Genomic DNA, 18,113 nt, shown 5'->3' with positions numbered 1-18,113 from the left:
GCGGGCGCGGCGCCGATGCCTCATCCCTTCAGCGACGCATACTGCTCGCGCACGCGCTCGATCGAGAACGTGCCGAGCGCCTCGCGCACCGCGTCGAGCGTGGCCTGCGTGAGCTCGCGCGCGCGCTCGGTGCCCTGCATCAGCACCTCGACCACATAACCCGGATCGGCCGCCAGTTGCGCACGCCGCTCGCGGATCGGTGCGACGAACGCCTGCAGGCGCTCCTCCAACCTACGCTTGACCACCATGTCGCCGAGCCCGCCCGCGCGATACGCCGCCTTGAGCCGCTCGACCTCGGCCACGTCGTCGTCGAACGCGTCGAGATACGTGAACACCACGTTGCCCTCCACGGTGCCCGGGTCCGATGCGCGCAAGTGGTTCGGATCGGTGTACATCTGCCGCACCGCCGCGCGGATCGCGTCCTCGGGTGCGGCCAACGCGATCGCGTTGCCGAGCGACTTGCTCATCTTCGCCCGGCCGTCGATGCCCGGCAGCCGGCCCAGCGTGGGGATCATTGCCTCGACCTCGGGCAGCAGCGCGCGCCCGGTCTGGCGATTCAGCCGCCGCACGATCTCGTTGGTCTGCTCGATCAGCGGCGCCTGATCCTCGCCCACCGGCACCACCGTCGCGCGAAAGCCGGTGATGTCGGCCGCCTGCGCCACCGGGTAGCACAGAAAGCCGGCCGGGATGTCGCGCCCGAAGCCGCGCGCCTGGATCTCGTCCTTGATCGTTGGGTTGCGCTCCAGCCGCGCGACCGTGACGAAGTTCATGTACAGCAGCGTCAGCTCGGCCAGCGCGGGCAGCGCCGATTGCAGGCAGATCGTGGTCTTGGCCGGATCGATGCCGACCGACAGATAATCGAGCGCCACTTCGAGCACGTTGCGGCGGACCTTGTCGGGATCGTGCGCGTTGTCGGTCATCGCCTGCGTGTCGGCGATCAGGATGTTCTGCTGATGGGTGTCCTGCAGCCGCACTCGTGTGCGCAACGAGCCGACGTAGTGGCCGAGATGCAGCGGGCCGGTCGGGCGGTCGCCCGTCAACACGACGGGGCGCGCGGCGGATGCCGAAGGAAGGGACGTCGGGCACATCGGGCTTTTCTCCGGGGAAAAGCCGCCGCGGCGCAAGGTCGGCCGGTGCAGAGCAGATGCAGTTGCAAAGCCGGGCCGGCGAGCCGCGGCGGACAAGGTCAGGGGTAACGCGTGAGACGATGCCGCGCCGTCAGGAGCGGCGCCAGCGATGCGTAGAGAGGCAAGGCAGGAAGATCATCGCGCAAGCGTGCCAGCAGATCGGCCATGGCGCGGCGATCGCCCATGCGGGCGGCGCGGGATTGCGCAAGGAAGCGGCGCGCAACGCGGCTGACGGCACGGCCAGCGGCGAGGCTCACCTCGACGCCAACGACGCGTCGATCATTCGGGATGCCAACGATTTCCGGCAGCCCCCGGCGCGCGCATAAAAAAACGGCTTCGAAGCCGCCGCAACGAAGCCGTTAAAGAAACGTCGGGCACGCGCGGCGGCATCGAAGCCGCCACGCGCGCCGGTCAGGCCTTACTCGCCCCGGCCGTTGCGCAGGCGCGCGATGCCGAGCGGGTTCGCTTCGCGCAGGCTGTCCGGCAGCAGCGCTTCCGGGAAGTCCTGGTAGCACACCGGGCGCAGGAAGCGGTCGATCGCGGTGGCGCCGACCGAGGTATACATCGCGTTCGAGGTGGCCGGGAACGGGCCGCCGTGAACCATCGCGTCGCACACTTCCACGCCGGTCGGGAAGCCGTTCACCAGCAGGCGGCCCGCCTTGCGTTCGAGGATCGGCACCAGCGTGCGGGCCGCGTCGTAGTCGCCTTCGTCGATCTGCAGCGTGGCCGTGAGCTGGCCTTCGAGCGCTTCCAGCACCGTCGCCACTTCGGCGAGGTCGCGGCAGCGCACGATCAGCGAGGCCGGGCCGAACACTTCGTCGCGCAGCGCGTGCTCGCGCAGGAACGTTTCGGCCGCCACGTCGAACAGCGCACCCGTCATCGCGCAGCCGTTTTCGCCCGCGCCGCCCGTGCCGAGCTGGCGCACGCCGTCGGCGCCCTGCAGCCTGGCGCGGCCGTTCGAATACGCTTCGGCGATGCCGCGCGTGAGCATCGTGCCGGCCGGCTTGCCGCCGAGCGCGGCTGCGGCCGTTGCCGAGAACGCGTCGAGTTCCGGGCCGTCGATCGCGATCACCAGGCCCGGGTTCGTGCAGAACTGGCCCACGCCCATCGTCAGCGAATCGACGAAGCCCTGCGCGATCTTCTCGCCGCGCGCCGCGAGCGCCGCCGGGAACACCACGAACGGGTTGATGCTAGCCATTTCGGCGTAGACGGGGATCGGTTCCGGACGTGCGTTCGCGAGGTTCACGAGCGCAAGGCCGCCCTGGCGCGAGCCGGTGAAGCCCACCGCCTTGATCGCCGGGTGCTTGACGAGCGCGGCGCCGATCACGCGGCCCGGGCCCATCATCAGCGAGAACGTGCCGGCCGGCATGTTGGTGCGGGCGACGGCGCGCTGGATCGCGCGGCCCACCAGCTCCGAGGTGCCGAGGTGGGCTTCGTGCGCCTTGACGATCACCGGGCAGCCGGCGGCCAGCGCCGATGCCGTGTCGCCGCCCGCCACCGAGAACGCCAGCGGGAAGTTGCTGGCGCCGAACACCACCACCGGGCCGAGGCCGATCTTCTGCAGGCGCAAATCCGAGCGCGGCAGCGGGGTGCGTTCCGGCATCGCCGGATCGACCGACGCGCCGAGGAACAGGCCGTCGCGCACCACGCGTGCGAACAGGCGAAGCTGGCCGACCGTGCGACCGCGCTCGCCTTGCAGGCGCGCGGCGGGCAGGCCGGTTTCGGCCTGGGCGCGTTCGATCAGCGCGTCGCCGAGTTCGAGGATCTCGTCGGCGATCGCCTCGAGGAACGCCGCGCGCTGGTCGAGCGGCGCCGAACGATACGGGTCGAACGCCGCCTGCGCCAGCGCGCAGGCGCGCTCGACGTCGGCTTCGTTGGCCGAGCCGAACACCGGCTCCGCAATGGTTTCGCCGAGCGCCGGGTTGAACGCCTGCACCGTGCCTGCCGTGCCCTTCACGGCATCGGCGCCGATCAGCATTTCGCCTGTCAATTGCATGGATATGCTCCGTCAGTCCAAAAAAGTTCGTGCCGCATATTGTAGCCGAACAGATACGATGACTGACTAGAAGAATCGCTACCCGCGTTTCGACCCCGGCCACGCGGATTGCCTTGTCACAAAAGCCGCTGACGATTTTTACAGGGCCAGGGAAAACCCGAGTGGTTCCGGTCACGTCGCCCTACTACACTGCCCAGTTGTACGACGACGTACCATTACACCTACGTAACGGCATCGTCTCGGAACCCGCTCTGCAACGACTCCCGATTCGCGCTCTCGCCAGGACACTCATGGAAGCGACCCGCACCGCCAATCCGGCCACCACGGCCAAACGGACTGCCGTCCGTTACTGGATTCTGCTGATGATTTTCGTCGTGACGACGCTGAACTACGCGGACCGGGCGACGCTGTCGATCACCGGCACGGCGATCCGCAAGGAGTTCGGCATCGACGCGGTGCAGATGGGCTACATCTTCTCGTCGTTCAGTTGGGCCTACGTGCTGGCGCAGTTGCCGAGCGGCTGGCTGCTCGACCGTTTCGGCGCGCGCCGCGTGTATGCGGGCAGCATTTTCCTGTGGTCGCTGTTCACGCTGCTGCAAAGCATGATCGGCCTGGCCGGCAGCGCCGCCGCCGCGATCGCGGCGCTGTTCGTGCTGCGCTTCGCCGTCGGCATCGCCGAGGCGCCGGCCTTCCCCGCCAACGCCAAGGTGGTCGCGAGCTGGTTCCCCACCAGCGAGCGCGGCACCGCGTCGGCCATCTTCAACGCGGCGCAGTATTTCGCCGCCGTGCTGTTCACGCCGCTGATGGCCTGGCTCACCCATGCGTACGGCTGGCATCACGTCTACCTGTGGCTGGGCCTGATCGGCATCGTGCTGGCCGTGATCTGGATGCGCGCCGTGCGCAGCCCGGCGGACCACCCGCGCGTGAACCAGGCCGAACGCGAGCACATCGAGCAGGGCGGCGGCGTGATCGAGACACGCGGCAAGCCGGTGGCGGCCGACGGCGCGCCGGAACGGCTGGCCGGCTGGTTCTACATCCGCCAGTTGCTCGGCAACCGGATGCTGATCGGCGTGTATATCGGCCAGTACTGCATCAACGTGCTGACCTACTTCTTCCTGACCTGGTTTCCGATCTACCTCGTGCAGTCGCGCGGCATGTCGATCCTGAAGGCCGGCGTGCTGGCCTCGCTGCCGGCGATCTGCGGCTTCCTCGGCGGCGTGCTGGGCGGGCTGCTGTCGGACTGGATGATCAAGCGCGGCGTGTCGCTCACCCGGGCGCGCAAGATCCCGATCATCGGCGGGATGGCGCTGTCGATGGTCATCATCGGCTGCAACTATGTGGACAGCGCGGCGCTGGTGATCGCGCTGATGGCGCTGTCGTTCTTCGGCAAGGGCGTGGGCTCGCTGGGCTGGGCCGTGGTGGCCGACACCGCGCCGAAGGAAGCGATCGGCCTGTCGGGCAGCCTGTTCAACATGTTCGGCAACGCGGCCGGGATCGTCACGCCGATCGTGATCGGTTATCTGGTCAGCGCGACGGGTTCGTTCAATGGGGCGCTGGTGTTTGTCGGCCTCAATGCGCTGGTGACGGTGCTGTGTTATCTGGTGATCGTGAAGGATATCAAGCGGGTGACGTTGCGTAAGCCGGGGATGTAACGGCGTCGCTTCAGCCGGAATACCCCGAGCGGGAAACCGGCACTGCATACGAAAACGGACCGCCCATCGCGGTCCGTTTGCCATTTCGGCCGGCCAATCATTCGGCCGTAAGCCTCACCGCCGCCCCACCGCCCAATCCACCGCCGCATCGAACAACGCGATCCCCGCCGCCGACAAATTCGGAAACGTGTCGTTGTCGAGAAAGCACATCACGCGGCGCGCCGGCGCGAGCGATTCGTAATCCATCGTCGCACCACGCTCGTACGCGAACAGCGCCGCCTTGTCCGGCTGCCCGTAAACCGTGGCGATGGTCGCCGCGCCGAGCCCCGGCTTGCCCCAGCTCATCGGCGCCTGCTTGCGGTAGACGTCGGTCGTGCCGGCCGGCAGCCCGGCCGCGATCGGATGCGGCGCGTTGACGATCCACAGGTAGCGCTCCTTGCCGGTTTCGCCGAAATCGGCGTCGTGGCGCTTGCCGGTCATCGCCAGATCGTCGAGGAAATCGTTCTCCCAGGTCAGCAGCGGCTTGGCCAGATAACGCCACTCGGGGCGCACGGCCTTCGCCGATACCGTCGACGAGATCAGCACGAGATCGGCATCGGACGCCGCCGCCACGGCCGCATCCTGATCGACCAGCCGCACCGCGTAACCGCGCGCGCCGAGGTGAGCGGCGATCTGCCGATCCACCGCGAGGTTCGGTCCATCGAGCTGAACCAGCATCGTCACACGCGTGCCACCGGCCGGTTCGGGCGATGCGGACGATGCGGCCACCGCCGCATTCGACACCCACCCCGCCACCAACGCCCCCGCCGCGCCAAGCCAGCGCCTGCGCCCCGCGAGCGCCACGCCGTATTCCTTCGGTTTCCTCATCTTCGTCATCGTCATGCTCCGATCAGAATTGCAGCGTGGTGGTCAGCAGCACCTGCCGTGCGTCGCCGAGCGCCACGAAAAAGCGGTTCGCGCTCGACGGGTAGTAGGTGCGGTTGAACAGGTTCTTGACGTTCAACTGCACGCTGAGGTTCTGCTTGCCGATCTTGGTCTCGTAGGTCGCGAACGCGTCGGCGAGCACGTAGGACGGCAGCGTGAAGCTGTTGGCCGAATCGCCGGGGCGCGAACCGATATAGCGCGCCGAGCCGCCGAGCCGCAGGTCGTCGCCGCCGAACAGCGCGCCGACGTCGTACACGGCCGCGATCGAGCCGGTATTGCGCGCGACGTTCCAGAGCCGGTTGCCGGTGAACACCGGGTCCTCGGTGGTCTTGGCGTCGATGTAGGCGTAGCTGGCGATCACGTTCCAGTTGTTGCCGATCTTGCCCGACACGTCCAGCTCGATGCCGCGCGAACGCGCGCGGCCCGAGGTACGCCAGTCGGTCAGATTGGTGAAGTCGTTGAACTGCGAGACGAGCACGTTCTTCTTCTCGATGTCGAACAGCGCGAGCGTGCCGGTCATGCCGGACGGCATGTCGAGCTTCGCGCCCACTTCGTACGCGGTGGCCTGCTCGGGCGGCGTCGCGCCGCTGATCGTGAAGCCGGACGACAGCGCCGCGATCGACGAGGTGGGCTTCAGCGATTGCGAATAGTTGCCGTACAGCGAGAACCAGTTGGTGGCCTTGTACACCACGCCCACGCGCGGCAGCCACTTGGTGCCGTTCAGATCGGTGTTGGCGACGAACGGGCGGCCCTTGCCGGCCAGCTCGCTGTAGCGCATGAAGCGCACGCCGGCCGTCACGATCCACTTGTCGGTCAGGTGCACGGTGTCCTGCGCGAACAGGCCGAGGCTGTGCAGGCGGTCGGTCTGGTCGCTGTCGGGCGCGGAGATGGTGGACGACGGCGGGATCAGGTCGTACACAGGGTTCAGATAGCTGAACGGGATCGACACGGCCTGCCGCAGCAGATCGGCGCGGTAGATGCTGCGGTATTCGCTGTCCATGCCGAACTGCAGGTCGTGACGCATGCCGGCCAGCCGCACCTTGCCGTTGACGTAGGCGATGCCGTAGCTGTCGGTGCTGTCCGCGCCGTGGGTGGCGTCGTCGCTGCGCGAGAGCGTGCCCTTCGCGGTGTTCACGGCGGTGATGCGCACCTGGTTCGCGTCGTAGGTTTCGCGGTTGTAGCTGTAGCCCACGTGCACGTTCCAGTCGGCGTTGAACTGGTGGTCGGCCTGGATCTGGAACAGGTTCGACGCGCCGACCATGTTGTTCCAGGGCTCGTCGAGCCGCTCGCGCGCCGGGATCGCCAGCGGCGCGTTGGTGCGCGGGTCGAGCGCGGTGCCGCGGTCGAACGGGTAGAGGAAATCGCGGTGCTCGTACGACACCACCACCTGCGTATCGCGCCCGTACCAGCCGAGCGACGGCGCCACCAGCGTCTCGCGGCTGGTGCCGAAGTTGCGCCAGTACTGCTCGTCGGAATGATCGACGATCAGCCGGTAGGCGAGCCGCGTGTCGCCGATCGGGCCGGTCAGGTCGAGCATCATCTCGCCGCCGTTCTTGCCGTGCCCGTAGGTTTCGCCGGTGGCCGACACGGTGTTCGAGCGCGTCAGTTGCGGCACCTTGCCGACCACGTTGATCACGCCGCCCGGATCCATGATCCCGTACAGCAGCGAGGTCGGCCCCTTGAGCACCTCGACGCTGTCGGCGGTGGCGTTCAGCGCGCGGCCCTGCACCACCGGCATGCCGTTGCGCATGATCGAGCCGTCGCGGTTGTCGCCGAAGCCGCGCTTCATGATCGCGTCCTGCGTGCCGGCCAGCGTGTTGCCCTGCGTGATGCCGCTGATGTTGCCGAGCGCGTCGTCGAGGTTGCGCGGTTTCTGGTCGCGCAGCACCTGCGCCGACACGATGTTGACGGCCTGCGCGGTGTCGAGCAGCGACGCTTCCGAACGCGTGACGCCGGCTTCCTTCTGCGGCCGGTAGCTGTCGGCCTTGACGCTACGGTCGCGCACCTGCACCGGGGCGAGCGCGATGGCGGAATCGTCGCCGGCCGCCGCTGCCGCCGCGCCGCTCTGCGCGCCGTGCACCAGCGTGTAGCCGCCGCCCGGCTGGCGCTGCGCGGCAAGGCCGCTGCCGGACAGCAACTGGCCGAGCGCCTGTGGCACCGCATAGCGGCCATGCAGGCCGGCGCTCTGCAGCCCGGCCACCTGCGAGGCCGGGAACGCGAGCAGGATGCCGGCCTCGTGGCCGAAGCGGTTCAGCGCGCCTTCGAGCGGGCCGGCGGGGATGTCGTAGCTGCGCTCGCCGGCGGGCGCGGTGGCGGGCGCATCGGCGGCATCGGCCGCACTGGTTGTGGCACCGGCCGCCATCGCGGCGGGCGGCACCAGCGCCGAGAGCAGCACGACGGCCGCGAGCCGACCGGCCACGCGGCTCGGCGCGAAGGCGAGGCGCACGGCGGCGCCGCGCGACGGAACGAGGAAAAACGGGCGCGGCGGCCGGGCGGTACGGGTCGGGTGCATGGGTCGATGAATCGGGAAACGATGGGCAGAAACGTGCTTTCCTTTCCCTGTCACGCGAGACGGACAAAACAGCTCAGGATGTCGAAAATATTTTTCGAGGAGGGTGAAACGGCTCGGAGCGAACGTGGCCGTAAAACCGGCTTCGGCTTCGGCTTGCCTCAACCGCGCGCCGGCACGACGCGCACCCAATAGCGCGTGAACCGGTCGACCTCGATCGGCAGCGTCGCGCCGAGCGTGTCGAGCACGCGGTCGGTGTCGTCGAGCGGATAGGTGCCGGACACGCGCAGCTCGGCGATCGCGGCGTCGCATTGCAGATAGCCGTGCCGGTAGCGCGCCAGTTCGGCCAGCAGATCGGCGAGCCGCATCCGGGTGGCAACCAGCGAGCCGCCGGTCCAGGCGCCCGCGTAGGCGTCGAGCGGGCGCGGCGCGGCCACGCCGTCGTGCGCCATCTCCGTGCGCTGCCCGGCCGCGATCACGCGCGAGGCCGCGCCGGCATCGAGCGGTTGCGCGCGCACCGATCCCTCGAACACGCTCAGGCGCACGCCGGCCGCCTCGTCGCGCACCGCGAAGCGCGTGCCGAGCGGCGTCAGCTCGCCCTGCGCCGTGGTCACCACCAGCGGGCGGGCGGGGCTGCGCGCCTCGTGGCCGCTCGTCACCATGATCTCGCCGCGCAACAGGGCGATGCGGCGCGAGGCGACGTCGAAGCGCACGTCGATCGCGCTGTCGGTATTGAGGATCACGGTGGTGCCGTCGGCCAGCGTGACGCTGCGCCGCTCGCCCACGGCGGTGCGCCAGTCGGCGTTCCAGAGCGTCCAGCGCTCGGCCGGATCGAGCGACCAGGCCGCGCCGCCGGCGGCCACCAGCAGCGTCAACGCCTTGATCGCGGCGCGCCGGCGCGGCGAGCGCACTGGCAACAGAGCCGCGCGCGCCGCCCCCGCATCGACACCGGCCGCGAGCCGCGACAGCCGCCCTTGCATGGTTTCGATATGCCGCCAGGCCGCCTCGTGCAGCGGATGCTCGGCGCGCCAGCGCTCGAAGCCGGCCTGCAGCGCCGCGTCACGCGCGCCGCCGTCTTGCAGGTCCACCCACCATTCCACCGCGCGCCGCGCGATGTCGGGCGGAATCGCCGGCCGTCCGTCGAGGCTCATCGGCTCACACCGTCATCGCGAAGAAGCACTGCGCGGCGGCCTTCACCAGATGGCGCTTGACCGTGGCGAGCGAGATGCCCAGTTCGGCGGCGATCTCTGCTTGCGTCAGGCCGTCGAGCTGGGCCAGCAGGAACGCGCGCTTGGCGGCCACCGGCAGGCCGTCGAGCAGGCGATCGATTTCGAGCAGGGTTTCCAGCAGCAGCGCGCGCGTCTCGGGCGACGGCGCGACCGGCTCGGGCTGGGCAGCGAGCGCTTCCAGGTAGGCCTGTTCGAGCTGCTCGCGCCGCCAGTGGTTGTACAGCACGCGCTGCGCCACCGTGGTCAGGAACGCGCGCGGCTCCTCGGCGCGGATCGGTTCCTCGCGCGCGAGCAGGCGCAAGAACGTGTCGTGCGCGAGATCGGCAGCACGATGCGCACAGCCGAGCTTGCGGCCGAGCCAGCGCTGAAGCCATGCGTGATGGCCGCTGTAAAGCGCATCGACTTCGCTGTGCAGGAGCAGTTTGTTGGCCGACATCGGACGTTCCCGGGCTGGGCGTAACGCGTTTCATCAGGTAAATGAGAATGATTATTATATACAACAACAATAAATATCTCGAAATAAATCTGACGATGCCGGGATGTTGCGGCGAGGACGAGACAGGCGTAAGGGCGGTGTCGGACGACGTGCGCGGCGGCCTTCGCGAACGGAAAGCGCGTAACGAAGCGGGCCGGGCGGCCCGCGCGGAACTCAGGCGGCGATGGTTTCGGCCGCGCCGTCGAAGCGGATCTCCACGGCCAGCCCGCTCCCGGCCGGGCCGTCGCCGAGCCGCACGGAGGCATGATGCTGCTCGGCGATGCGCTTGACGATCGACAGCCCGAGCCCGCTGCCCGATTCGGCCACGCCCTGCGCGCCCACGCCGCGATAGAAGCGCTCGAACACGCGCGCGCGCTCGGCGGCCGGGATGCCGGGGCCGGTGTCGCACACCTCGATGACGGCCACGCCGTCGGCGGCGCGGCGCGTGCGCACGTCCACGCTGGCGCCCGCGCCGGCATAGCGGATCGCGTTGTCCACCAGGTTGTTGAGCAGCACGCGCAGCGTGTCGGCATTGCCGGGCACCGGCAGCGCGCCCTCGCCCACCGCGCCGAGATCCACCTGCTGCGCATCGGCCAGCCGCGCGCGATCGCCGACCACCGAGCGCGCCAGCGCCGCGAGATCCACGCTGCCATGCGCGGCCGCCTGCGCATCGGGGCCGTGACGCGGTTCGAGCCGCGCCAGCGTCAGCAACTGCTCGGCGAGATGGCCGAGCCGCGTCGCGCCGGATTGGATCTGCGCGACGATGCGCGCACGCTCGGCATCGCTGGTCGCACGGCCGAGCAATTGCGCCTGGATCGACAAGCCCATGATCGGCGTGCGCAGTTCGTGCGCGGCGTCGGCGATGAAATGCCGTTGCAGCGTGAACGATTCGTCGAGCCGGCCGAGCAGATCGTTGATCGCGCCGGCCAGCGGCTTGACCTCGTCGGCCACGGCTTCGGTATCGAGCGGATCGAGATGGGTGGCGTGACGCTGGCGCAGGCCTTCCGCGATCATCTTCAATGGCCGCAACCCGTAGCCGACGCCGAACCACAGCGCGATCGCGAGCAGCGGCAGCAGCGACAGCACCGGCCACAGCAGATGGATGGCGATGCGCGCCAGCGCATCCCAGCGCGCGGTGCGCGGCTGCGCGACGCGGATCATCGTGCCGCCGCTCTCGCGTATGTAGGTGTGCCAACTTTGTCCGTTGGCGTCGAGCGTGGCCAGCCCCGGCGCGCCGGGCGGCGGCAGCACGATGCCGGGGTCGGTCGTGAACGCAAGCTGGCCGTCGCGCCAGAGTTGCAGCACCACGTCGTCGGCGTCGTTGAGCTTGCGCGCGGGCGCCGCGATGCCGCCGTGGCCGGCGAACGCGGGCAGGCCGTGCTGGTTGATCTCCACCTGTTGCGACACGCTGCGCAACTGGTCGTCGAGCAGGAAATCGAGCTCGCGCACGGCGGCCCAGTAGGTGCCCGCGCTCGCCAGCAGCCCGACCACGCAGGCGGCGGGCAGGAGCCACATCAGCAGCCGGCCGCGCAGCGACGTGACGAGCCGGCGCACGGGCGACGCGCTCATGCCGCCTCGCCGATCCGGTAGCCCACGCCGCGCACCGTCAGGATCGCGACATGGCCGAGCTTCTTGCGCAGGTTGTGGATATGCACCTGCACGGCGTTGCTCTCGATTTCCTCGCCCCAGCTATAGAGCCGCTCCTCGAACTGCTCGCGCGAGATCACCGCGCCCGGCTCGACCATCAGCTCGTGCAGCATCACGAATTCCTTCGGCGACAGCGCGACCTCGTCACCCGACAGCCAGACCTGATGACGCGCCGGATCGAGCCGCAACGCGCCGGCCGACAGCGTGGTCTGCGCGCGGCCCGCGTGGCGGCGGTTCACGGCGCGGATGCGCGCCAGCAGTTCTTCCAGCACGAACGGCTTGACGAGATAGTCGTCGGCGCCCGCGTCGAGCCCGGCGATGCGGTCGGTCACGGCATCGCGCGCGGTGATCACGATGGCGGGCAGCGCATCGTCGCGGCGGCGCAGCGAGGTCAGCAGCGCCAGGCCGTCCTTGCCGGGCAACCCGAGATCGAGCAGCAGCAGCCCGTACGGCGTGGTGCGCAGCGCGAGCGTGGCCGCATCGCCGTCGCGCACCCAGTCCACCGCGAAGCCTTCGTGGCGGAGTCCTTCTTCCAGCCCGCTGCCGATCAGCGGATCGTCCTCGACGAGCAATACGCGCATGGTGCCTGTTCCGTAAACGTGTCGCGCCCACCTGTCAGGCGCTCGATAAACACGAATCTTAGGCAGCCGATCCTTAGCGCCGCCTTAGCATCGCCGGCCCCGCGCCAAGGGCCCGAGCGGCGCGCTGTCGCACCCGTGGCGCCGCCGCGACCCGGCACCGATTGTTAAGGCTCCCTTAATGCTGGCCCTCCGACAATCCGCCACTCGTCATCGCCGATCCCAAGGAGCCCAGATTGCCCCGAGTCCGTCCTCATCCGGTGCGCCGCCCCGAACCGCACCGTCACGCCAGGCGGACGCTCGGCGCGCTGGCCGCCGCGTGCCTGCTGCTCACGGCGGGTTGCGTGTCGTACCGGCCGCAGCCGCTCGCGCGGCAAGCCAGCTTCACGACCACCGCCGGCCTCGCCCGCCTCACCATCGATCCGGCCGCCATGCCCTCGCCCGCGCTCGCCGCGCATCGCTTCGACCCGAGCGACGGCTTCGACATCGACGAAGTGGCGATGCTGGCCGTGGCCAACAACCCCGACCTGCGCCTCGCCCGCGACGATCTCGGCATCGCCCACGCGCAGGCGTTCGCGGCGGGCCTGCTGCCCGACCCGCAGATCAGCGTGTCGAGCGACTACCCCGGCCAGGTCGGGCTGGGCCGCGCGTTCTCGTATGGCCTGGCGATGGACGTGATGGCGATCGTCACGCGCGGCGCGAACCGCAAGGCCGCCGACGCCGCCGCGCGCAAGACCGACCTCGCGCTGCTGTGGCAGGAATGGCAGGTGGTGGTGCAGGCCAAGCAACTGTTCGTGAAGGCGCGCTTCCAGGCGGCGATGCTGCCGCTGCTCGACGCGCAGCGCGAATTGGCCCGCAGCCGCTTCGACCAGACGCAACGCGCGATCGCGCGCCACGACACCACCGACGACGTGGCCACCGCCGCGCAACTGGCCTACGCCGACGCCACCAGGCAGGCCAACGACATGCGCCACGCGCAGGCGCAGACGCATCACGATCTGAACCTGCTGCTCGGCCTCGCGCCCGACGTGACGCTGACGCTGACCGGCAGCGACACGATCGCGCCGCTGCCCGACGCGACGCTCGATGCAGCGGTAGCCGCGCTGCCGTCGCGCCGCCCCGACCTGATTGCGCTGGAAGCCGGCTACGCCGCGCAGGAGCAGAAGCTGCGCGCGGCGGTGCTGAACCAGTTCCCGAGCCTGCAGGTGGGCTTCAATCGCTCGCGCGATACCTCGGAGATCTATTCGAGCGGCTTCCAGATCAACTTCTCGCTGCCGGTGTTCAACCGCAATCGCGGCAATATCGCGATCGAGACGGCCACCCGCCAGCGCCTTGCCGACGAATACGCCACGCGCCTGAACGCGGCCTATGCCGACATCGCGCACCTGCGCGCCGACACGGCGCTGTCGGAAGCGCAACTGGTGCGTGCCGAAGCGGCGCTGCCCGCGCTCGACGCCGCCGGGCAACGCGCGCGCAGCGCCTACGCCACGCACGACATCACGTTGCAACAGATGACCGACGCCGCCACCGCCGCGCTGGCCCGGCGCATCGACGCGGCCACCCAGCAGGAAGCGCTGGCCGAGCAACGCATCGGCCTGCAGGCGATGCTCGGCGCGACGATTCCCGACCCGGGCACGCCGGCGGATTCGTCAGGATCGCCAAGCATCCACGCCCCGACCGATACCGAGCCGCCGCTAGCCGCCCGTTGAATGCTGCCCGTTAAGCGCCGACCGATGCGCGGCCACGCCGCGCGCCCTCTCGCCCTCTCGCCCTTGCAACCGATTCCGCCCATGCCCTTCTCATCGCATTTCCGCGCCGCGCCGCACCTCGCCGTGCTGACCGCGGCCCTGGCCGCCGTGCTCGCACCCGCCGTCGCGCCCACTCTCGCCCACGCCGACACGCACGCCACGGTGACCGTCGAACTCGCGCATGTCACGCGCGGCCAGGCCTCGAACCAGATCCGCGCCTACGGCGTGGTGGCCGCCTCGGCCGAAAACGCCGTCACCGTCAGCCTGCCTTACGTGGCGCGCGTCACGCGCGTGCTCGTGCAACCGGGCCAGCGCGTCGCGCGCGGCGCGGGCTTGTTCGTGGTCGAGGCCGATCCGTCCGCCGTGACCGCGCTCGCGCAGGCGCAAAGCGCCGCGAAGCTGGCGCGCGACGAACGCGTGCGCACCGAAGCGATGCTGCACGACGGCCTCGCCACCGCCTCGCAACTGGCCGCCGCAAGCAAGGCCGATACCGATGCGCGGCAGGCGCTCGATGCGCAGGCGCGGCTCGGCATCGCCGCCGGCCCGCACACCGTGGCCGCCTCCGCGGACGCGGTGGTGTCGCAGATCAGCGCGACGCCCGGCGACCAGATCCAGGCCGGTACGGCGCTCGCGCAACTGGTGGGCGTGAGCCCCGGCAACGGCAACGACGCGGCCAAGGCCGCCGCCAACGTCATGCTCGGCGTCGAGCCGGCCGATGCCGTCTCGCTGCATCCGGGCGACACCGTCAAACTCGCCGGCCTGTCCGCTCGCGCCGGCGCGCCCGTCGCGGGCCGCATCACGGTGGTGGGCGCGTCGATCGATCCGCAAAGCCAGCTCGTCGATGTCGGCGCGGCCGTGCCGCTGGCCGGCAGCGCGCTGCTGCCCGGCACCCGCGTACGCGCCGACATCGCGGCGAACTCCGGCACCTGGTGGATCGTGCCGCGCGCGGCCGTGCTGCGCGATGCGAAGGGCGCGTGGCTGTTCCAGGTCAGCCCCGACGCGCGCGCGCATCGCATCGCCGTCGCCACGCGCGTCGAGAACGAGCAGGGCTACGGCGTGGACGGCCCGCTGCACGCCGACTGGCCGATCGTCGTGTCGGGCAACTACGAACTGACGGACGGCGCGGCCGTGCGCACCACCGGGGGCGTCAAGCGATGAACGCAGGCCAATGGATGCAGGCGCACCGCCGCTCGCTGCTGTTCGTGATCGCGCTGCTCGCGATCGCCGGCGCGTTGACCGCGCTGCAGTTGCCGATCTCGCTGTTCCCGAACGTCGCATTCCCGCGCGCGGTGGTGTCGCTCGACGCCGGCGACCGCCCGGCCGAACAGATGGCCGCGCTGGTCACGATGCCGGTGGAAGAAGCGTTGCGGCGCGTGCCCAACGTTCAGGATGTCGAATCGAAGACGAGCCGCGGCGCGGCCGAGATCTCGCTGAACTTCGGCTGGGGCACCGACATGGCGCAGGCCACCTTGCAGGCACAGGCCGCGATCGCCGAAATCATGTCGACGTTGCCGCCCGGCACCAGCATGCAGGTGCGCCGGATGGACCCGACCGTGTTCCCGGTGATCGCCTACAGCCTGACCTCGACCACCCAATCGCTGTCGCAGTTGCGCGATCTCGCGCAGTTCCAGTTGCGCCCGCTGCTGTCGGCGGTGGGCGGCGTGGCGCGGGTGGACGTGACGGGCGGCGCGCAGGACGAACTGCAGGTGGCCGTCGATCCGCAGCGGCTGGCGGCCTACAAGCTGTCGGTAGCCGACGTGTCGCGCGCGGTGGGCGCGGGCAACGTGCTGATGGCGGCCGGCCGCATCGAGGATCACGACAAGCTCTATCTGGTGGTGGCCGATGCGGCGTTCAGCGGCCTGAACGCGCTGCGCGACGTGGTGGTGTCCACCAGCGGCGCGACGCAGGTGAGGCTCGGCGACGTGGCCAGCGTCACGCGCGGCGTGGTTCCGCAGTGGATTCGCGTGACCGCCGACGGCCGCGACGCGGTGCTCGTCAACGTCTACCAGCAGCCCGGCGCGAACAGCGTGGCGATGGCCGGCGAGATCCGCGCCAAGCTCGCCGGCTTCGCCAAACAGATGCCGCCCGGCGTGCACCTCGCGAACTGGTACGACCAGAGCGAGCTGGTGGTGGCCTCGGCGTCGAGCGTGCGCGATGCGATCCTGATCGGCGTGCTGCTCGCCGCCGCCACCTTGTTCGTATTCCTTCGCAACATCAAGATCACGCTGATCGCCGTGGCGCTCGTGCCGATCGTGATGGCCGCCACCATCCTGCTGCTGAAGGTGGCCGGCATGGGCTTCAACATCATGACGCTCGGCGGCATGGCCGCGGCGGTGGGCCTCGTGATCGACGACGCGATCGTCATGATCGAGCACATTGCACGGCGCATGCGCGAGCCGAACGAGCACGGCTTCCACGGCCGCGTGATGCGCGCCGCGCTCGAATTCACGCGCCCGCTGGCCGGCTCGTCGGCCGCCACGCTGATCATCTTCGTGCCGCTGGCGTTCCTGTCGGGCGTGACCGGCGCGTTCTTCAAGGCGCTGTCGGTGACGATGGCCAGCGCGCTGCTGATCTCGTTCCTGGTGACGTGGCTGGCGATCCCGATCCTCTGCGACCGCTGGCTGACCGCAAAGGATGCCGAAGAACATCCCGAAACGCGGCTCGGCGGCTGGCTGAACCGCCGCTATCTGGCGCTGGTATCGCGCGTCAGCGCGCGGCCGCTGCTGGTGCTGCTCGGCGTGGTGCCGCTGCTGGCCGCCTCGGCGTTCGCCTACACGCAGGTGGGCAGCGGCTTCATGCCGTCGATGGACGAAGGCGGTTTCGTGCTCGACTATCACACCGCGCCCGGTACTTCGGTGACCGAAACGGATCGGCTGATGAAGCAGATCGAAACCATCGTGCGCGCCAACCCGAACGTCGATACCTATTCGCGGCGCACCGGCGCGGGCCTCGGCGGCGATCTCAACGAGCCGAACAAGGGCGACTTCTTCATCCGCCTGAAGTCGGGCGACCGTGAGCCGATCGACAAGGTGATGGAGGAAATCCGCACCCAGGTGGACGCGCAGGTGCCCGGCGTCAGCATCGAGCTGGCGCAGTTGATGGAGGATCTGATCGGCGACCTGACCGCCGTGCCGCAGCCGGTGCAGATCAAGATCTACGCCGACGACACCGCCGTGCTCGACGCCACCGCGCAGCATGTGGCCGCGCAGATCGGCAAGATCCCCGGCATCGTCGACGTGAACGACGGCATCAACCCGGCCGGCGACGCGCTCGACCTGCACATTCGCGCCGACGCCGTCGCGGCCGAGGGCGTGGACCCGCAGGCCATCGCGCAGCAGGTGTCGGACATGGTGCAGGGCAGCGTCGCCACGCAATACCAGGTCGGGCCGAAGACGATCGGCGTGCGCGTGCAGGTGGCCGGCGCGCGGCGCCTGACCGATACCGAGCTTGGCCGGCTGTCGATCCGCGCGCCCGACGGGCACCTGTTCGCGCTGTCGCGCGTGGCCACGCCCGAAACCGTCAGCGGCCAGCCCGAGATCAGCCGCGACAACCTCAAGCGGATGGTGGCCGTGACCGCGCGCATCGACGGCCGCGACCTCGGCTCGACCATCGCCGACGTGCAGCACGCGCTCGCCACGCCGTCGCTGCTGCCGCCAGGCGTGTACTACGAGTTGGGCGGGCTGTACCAGCAACAGCAGATCGCGTTTCGCGGGCTGCTGGCCGTGTTCGGCGCCGCGCTCGCGCTGGTGTTCGCGCTGCTGCTGTTCCTGTACGAGCGGCTGCGCATCGCGCTGGCCGTGCTGGCGATGCCGCTGCTCGCGGCCGGCGCCGTGTTCGTCGGGCTGTGGCTGACCGGCATCGAGCTGAACATCTCCGCGATGATGGGGATGACGATGATCATCGGCATCGTGACCGAGGTGGCGATCTTCTACGTGTCCGAGTTCCGCTCGCTGGTGCACGAGGACGGCATGCCGGTGGACGAGGCGCTGATCCTCGCCGGCCGCAACCGGCTGCGGCCGATCGCGATGACCACCATCGCCGCGATCCTGGCGCTGCTGCCGCTGGCGTTCGCGCTGGGGCAGGGCTCGGCGATGCAGCAGCCGCTGGCGGTCGCGATCATTTCGGGGCTGGTAGTGCAGTTGCCGCTGGTGCTGGTGGTGCTGCCGGCGGTGTTGCGGATGTTGTTGCGGGTGCGAGGTGGGGGGCGCAGCGATTGACGTTCGCCGGC

Annotated in this window: 13 protein-coding genes; 5 read left to right on the top strand and 8 right to left on the bottom strand. The window is 69.8% G+C overall.

Going from position 1 to position 18,113, the window contains the following annotated elements:
• Positions 1-20: 20 nt before the first annotated feature.
• Positions 21-1,088, bottom strand: coding sequence for a tryptophan--tRNA ligase (gene trpS / locus AB4850_RS02390; RefSeq protein WP_414441022.1), 1,068 nt, complete (start codon positions 1,086-1,088; stop codon positions 21-23).
• 119 nt (positions 1,089-1,207) lie between these two features.
• Between trpS and AB4850_RS02385 the strand changes: the two genes are divergently transcribed.
• Positions 1,208-1,453 carry a hypothetical protein gene (locus AB4850_RS02385; protein ID WP_414441021.1) on the top strand — a complete coding sequence of 82 codons (246 nt, stop codon included), beginning with the start codon at positions 1,208-1,210 and terminating at the stop codon, positions 1,451-1,453.
• A 92-nt stretch (positions 1,454-1,545) separates the two neighbouring features.
• Here the strand turns inward: AB4850_RS02385 and AB4850_RS02380 are convergent, their stop codons facing one another.
• Positions 1,546-3,123 carry an aldehyde dehydrogenase (NADP(+)) gene (locus AB4850_RS02380; RefSeq protein ID WP_414441020.1) on the bottom strand — a complete coding sequence of 526 codons (1,578 nt, stop codon included), beginning with the start codon at positions 3,121-3,123 and terminating at the stop codon, positions 1,546-1,548.
• A gap of 290 nt (positions 3,124-3,413) precedes the next feature.
• On the opposite strand from AB4850_RS02380, the gene AB4850_RS02375 reads away from it, so the two are divergent.
• Complete coding sequence (locus tag AB4850_RS02375; RefSeq protein ID WP_414441019.1) at positions 3,414-4,775, top strand: MFS transporter; 1,362 nt, start codon at positions 3,414-3,416, stop codon at positions 4,773-4,775.
• A 114-nt stretch (positions 4,776-4,889) separates the two neighbouring features.
• Here AB4850_RS02375 and AB4850_RS02370 read toward each other — a convergent pair whose 3' ends face one another.
• From AB4850_RS02370 to AB4850_RS02345, 6 genes are all read right to left on the bottom strand, one after another.
• On the bottom strand, positions 4,890-5,651 hold the full coding sequence (locus AB4850_RS02370; RefSeq protein WP_414441018.1) for a hypothetical protein: 762 nt from the start codon (positions 5,649-5,651) through the stop codon (positions 4,890-4,892).
• Positions 5,652-5,664: 13 nt separating this feature from the next.
• The gene (locus AB4850_RS02365) at positions 5,665-8,211 is read right to left on the bottom strand and encodes a TonB-dependent siderophore receptor (RefSeq protein WP_414441017.1); all 2,547 of its coding nucleotides are present in this window, start codon (positions 8,209-8,211) and stop codon (positions 5,665-5,667) included.
• A 158-nt stretch (positions 8,212-8,369) separates the two neighbouring features.
• Positions 8,370-9,359 carry a FecR domain-containing protein gene (locus AB4850_RS02360; RefSeq protein WP_414441016.1) on the bottom strand — a complete coding sequence of 330 codons (990 nt, stop codon included), beginning with the start codon at positions 9,357-9,359 and terminating at the stop codon, positions 8,370-8,372.
• Between the two features lie 4 nt (positions 9,360-9,363).
• Entirely contained in the window at positions 9,364-9,873 is a 510-nt protein-coding gene (locus tag AB4850_RS02355) for a sigma-70 family RNA polymerase sigma factor (protein ID WP_414441015.1), read from the bottom strand.
• 213 nt (positions 9,874-10,086) lie between these two features.
• Positions 10,087-11,481, bottom strand: a complete 1,395-nt coding sequence (locus AB4850_RS02350; protein WP_414441014.1) for an ATP-binding protein — start codon at positions 11,479-11,481, stop codon at positions 10,087-10,089.
• Positions 11,478-12,140 carry a response regulator gene (locus AB4850_RS02345; protein WP_414441013.1) on the bottom strand — a complete coding sequence of 221 codons (663 nt, stop codon included), beginning with the start codon at positions 12,138-12,140 and terminating at the stop codon, positions 11,478-11,480. The genes AB4850_RS02350 and AB4850_RS02345 overlap by 4 nt, the downstream gene beginning before the upstream one ends.
• Positions 12,141-12,373: 233 nt before the next feature.
• Here AB4850_RS02345 and AB4850_RS02340 point away from each other — a divergent pair, with 233 nt between their 5' ends.
• The 3 genes from AB4850_RS02340 to AB4850_RS02330 all read left to right on the top strand — a co-directional run bounded on the left by AB4850_RS02340 (position 12,374) and on the right by AB4850_RS02330 (position 18,102).
• A complete protein-coding gene (locus tag AB4850_RS02340) occupies positions 12,374-13,846 on the top strand; it encodes a TolC family protein (protein ID WP_414441012.1) in 1,473 nt (490 codons plus the stop codon).
• 81 nt (positions 13,847-13,927) lie between these two features.
• Positions 13,928-15,043: an efflux RND transporter periplasmic adaptor subunit gene (locus AB4850_RS02335; RefSeq protein ID WP_414441011.1), complete on the top strand. Its 1,116-nt coding sequence runs from the start codon at positions 13,928-13,930 to the stop codon at positions 15,041-15,043.
• Positions 15,040-18,102 (top strand): efflux RND transporter permease subunit, encoded by a 3,063-nt coding sequence (locus AB4850_RS02330; protein WP_414441010.1) that lies wholly within the window; start codon positions 15,040-15,042, stop codon positions 18,100-18,102. The genes AB4850_RS02335 and AB4850_RS02330 overlap by 4 nt, the downstream gene beginning before the upstream one ends.
• The last annotated feature ends 11 nt before the right edge of the window (positions 18,103-18,113 follow it).

This window comes from Burkholderia sp. 22PA0106 (assembly GCF_047497155.1).
In the GTDB taxonomy this organism is placed as follows: domain Bacteria; phylum Pseudomonadota; class Gammaproteobacteria; order Burkholderiales; family Burkholderiaceae; genus Burkholderia.
The sequence above is the reverse complement of the archived record's forward strand: the minus strand, read 5'-3'. Positions and strand labels throughout refer to the sequence as shown.

Excerpts from the sequence above, each read along its gene's own strand:
- AB4850_RS02355 (WP_414441015.1), bottom strand. The coding sequence starts at position 9,873 with ATGTCGGCCAACAAACTGCTCCTGCACAGCGAAGTCGATGCGCTTTAC.
- AB4850_RS02385 (WP_414441021.1), top strand. The coding sequence starts at position 1,208 with ATGCCGCGCCGTCAGGAGCGGCGCCAGCGATGCGTAGAGAGGCAAGGC.
- AB4850_RS02370 (WP_414441018.1), bottom strand. The coding sequence starts at position 5,651 with ATGACGAAGATGAGGAAACCGAAGGAATACGGCGTGGCGCTCGCGGGG.
- AB4850_RS02365 (WP_414441017.1), bottom strand. The coding sequence starts at position 8,211 with ATGCACCCGACCCGTACCGCCCGGCCGCCGCGCCCGTTTTTCCTCGTT.
- AB4850_RS02335 (WP_414441011.1), top strand. The coding sequence starts at position 13,928 with ATGCCCTTCTCATCGCATTTCCGCGCCGCGCCGCACCTCGCCGTGCTG.
- AB4850_RS02350 (WP_414441014.1), bottom strand. The coding sequence starts at position 11,481 with ATGAGCGCGTCGCCCGTGCGCCGGCTCGTCACGTCGCTGCGCGGCCGG.
- trpS (WP_414441022.1), bottom strand. The coding sequence starts at position 1,088 with ATGTGCCCGACGTCCCTTCCTTCGGCATCCGCCGCGCGCCCCGTCGTG.
- AB4850_RS02330 (WP_414441010.1), top strand. The coding sequence starts at position 15,040 with ATGAACGCAGGCCAATGGATGCAGGCGCACCGCCGCTCGCTGCTGTTC.
- AB4850_RS02375 (WP_414441019.1), top strand. The coding sequence starts at position 3,414 with ATGGAAGCGACCCGCACCGCCAATCCGGCCACCACGGCCAAACGGACT.
- AB4850_RS02345 (WP_414441013.1), bottom strand. The coding sequence starts at position 12,140 with ATGCGCGTATTGCTCGTCGAGGACGATCCGCTGATCGGCAGCGGGCTG.
- AB4850_RS02360 (WP_414441016.1), bottom strand. The coding sequence starts at position 9,359 with ATGAGCCTCGACGGACGGCCGGCGATTCCGCCCGACATCGCGCGGCGC.
- AB4850_RS02380 (WP_414441020.1), bottom strand. The coding sequence starts at position 3,123 with ATGCAATTGACAGGCGAAATGCTGATCGGCGCCGATGCCGTGAAGGGC.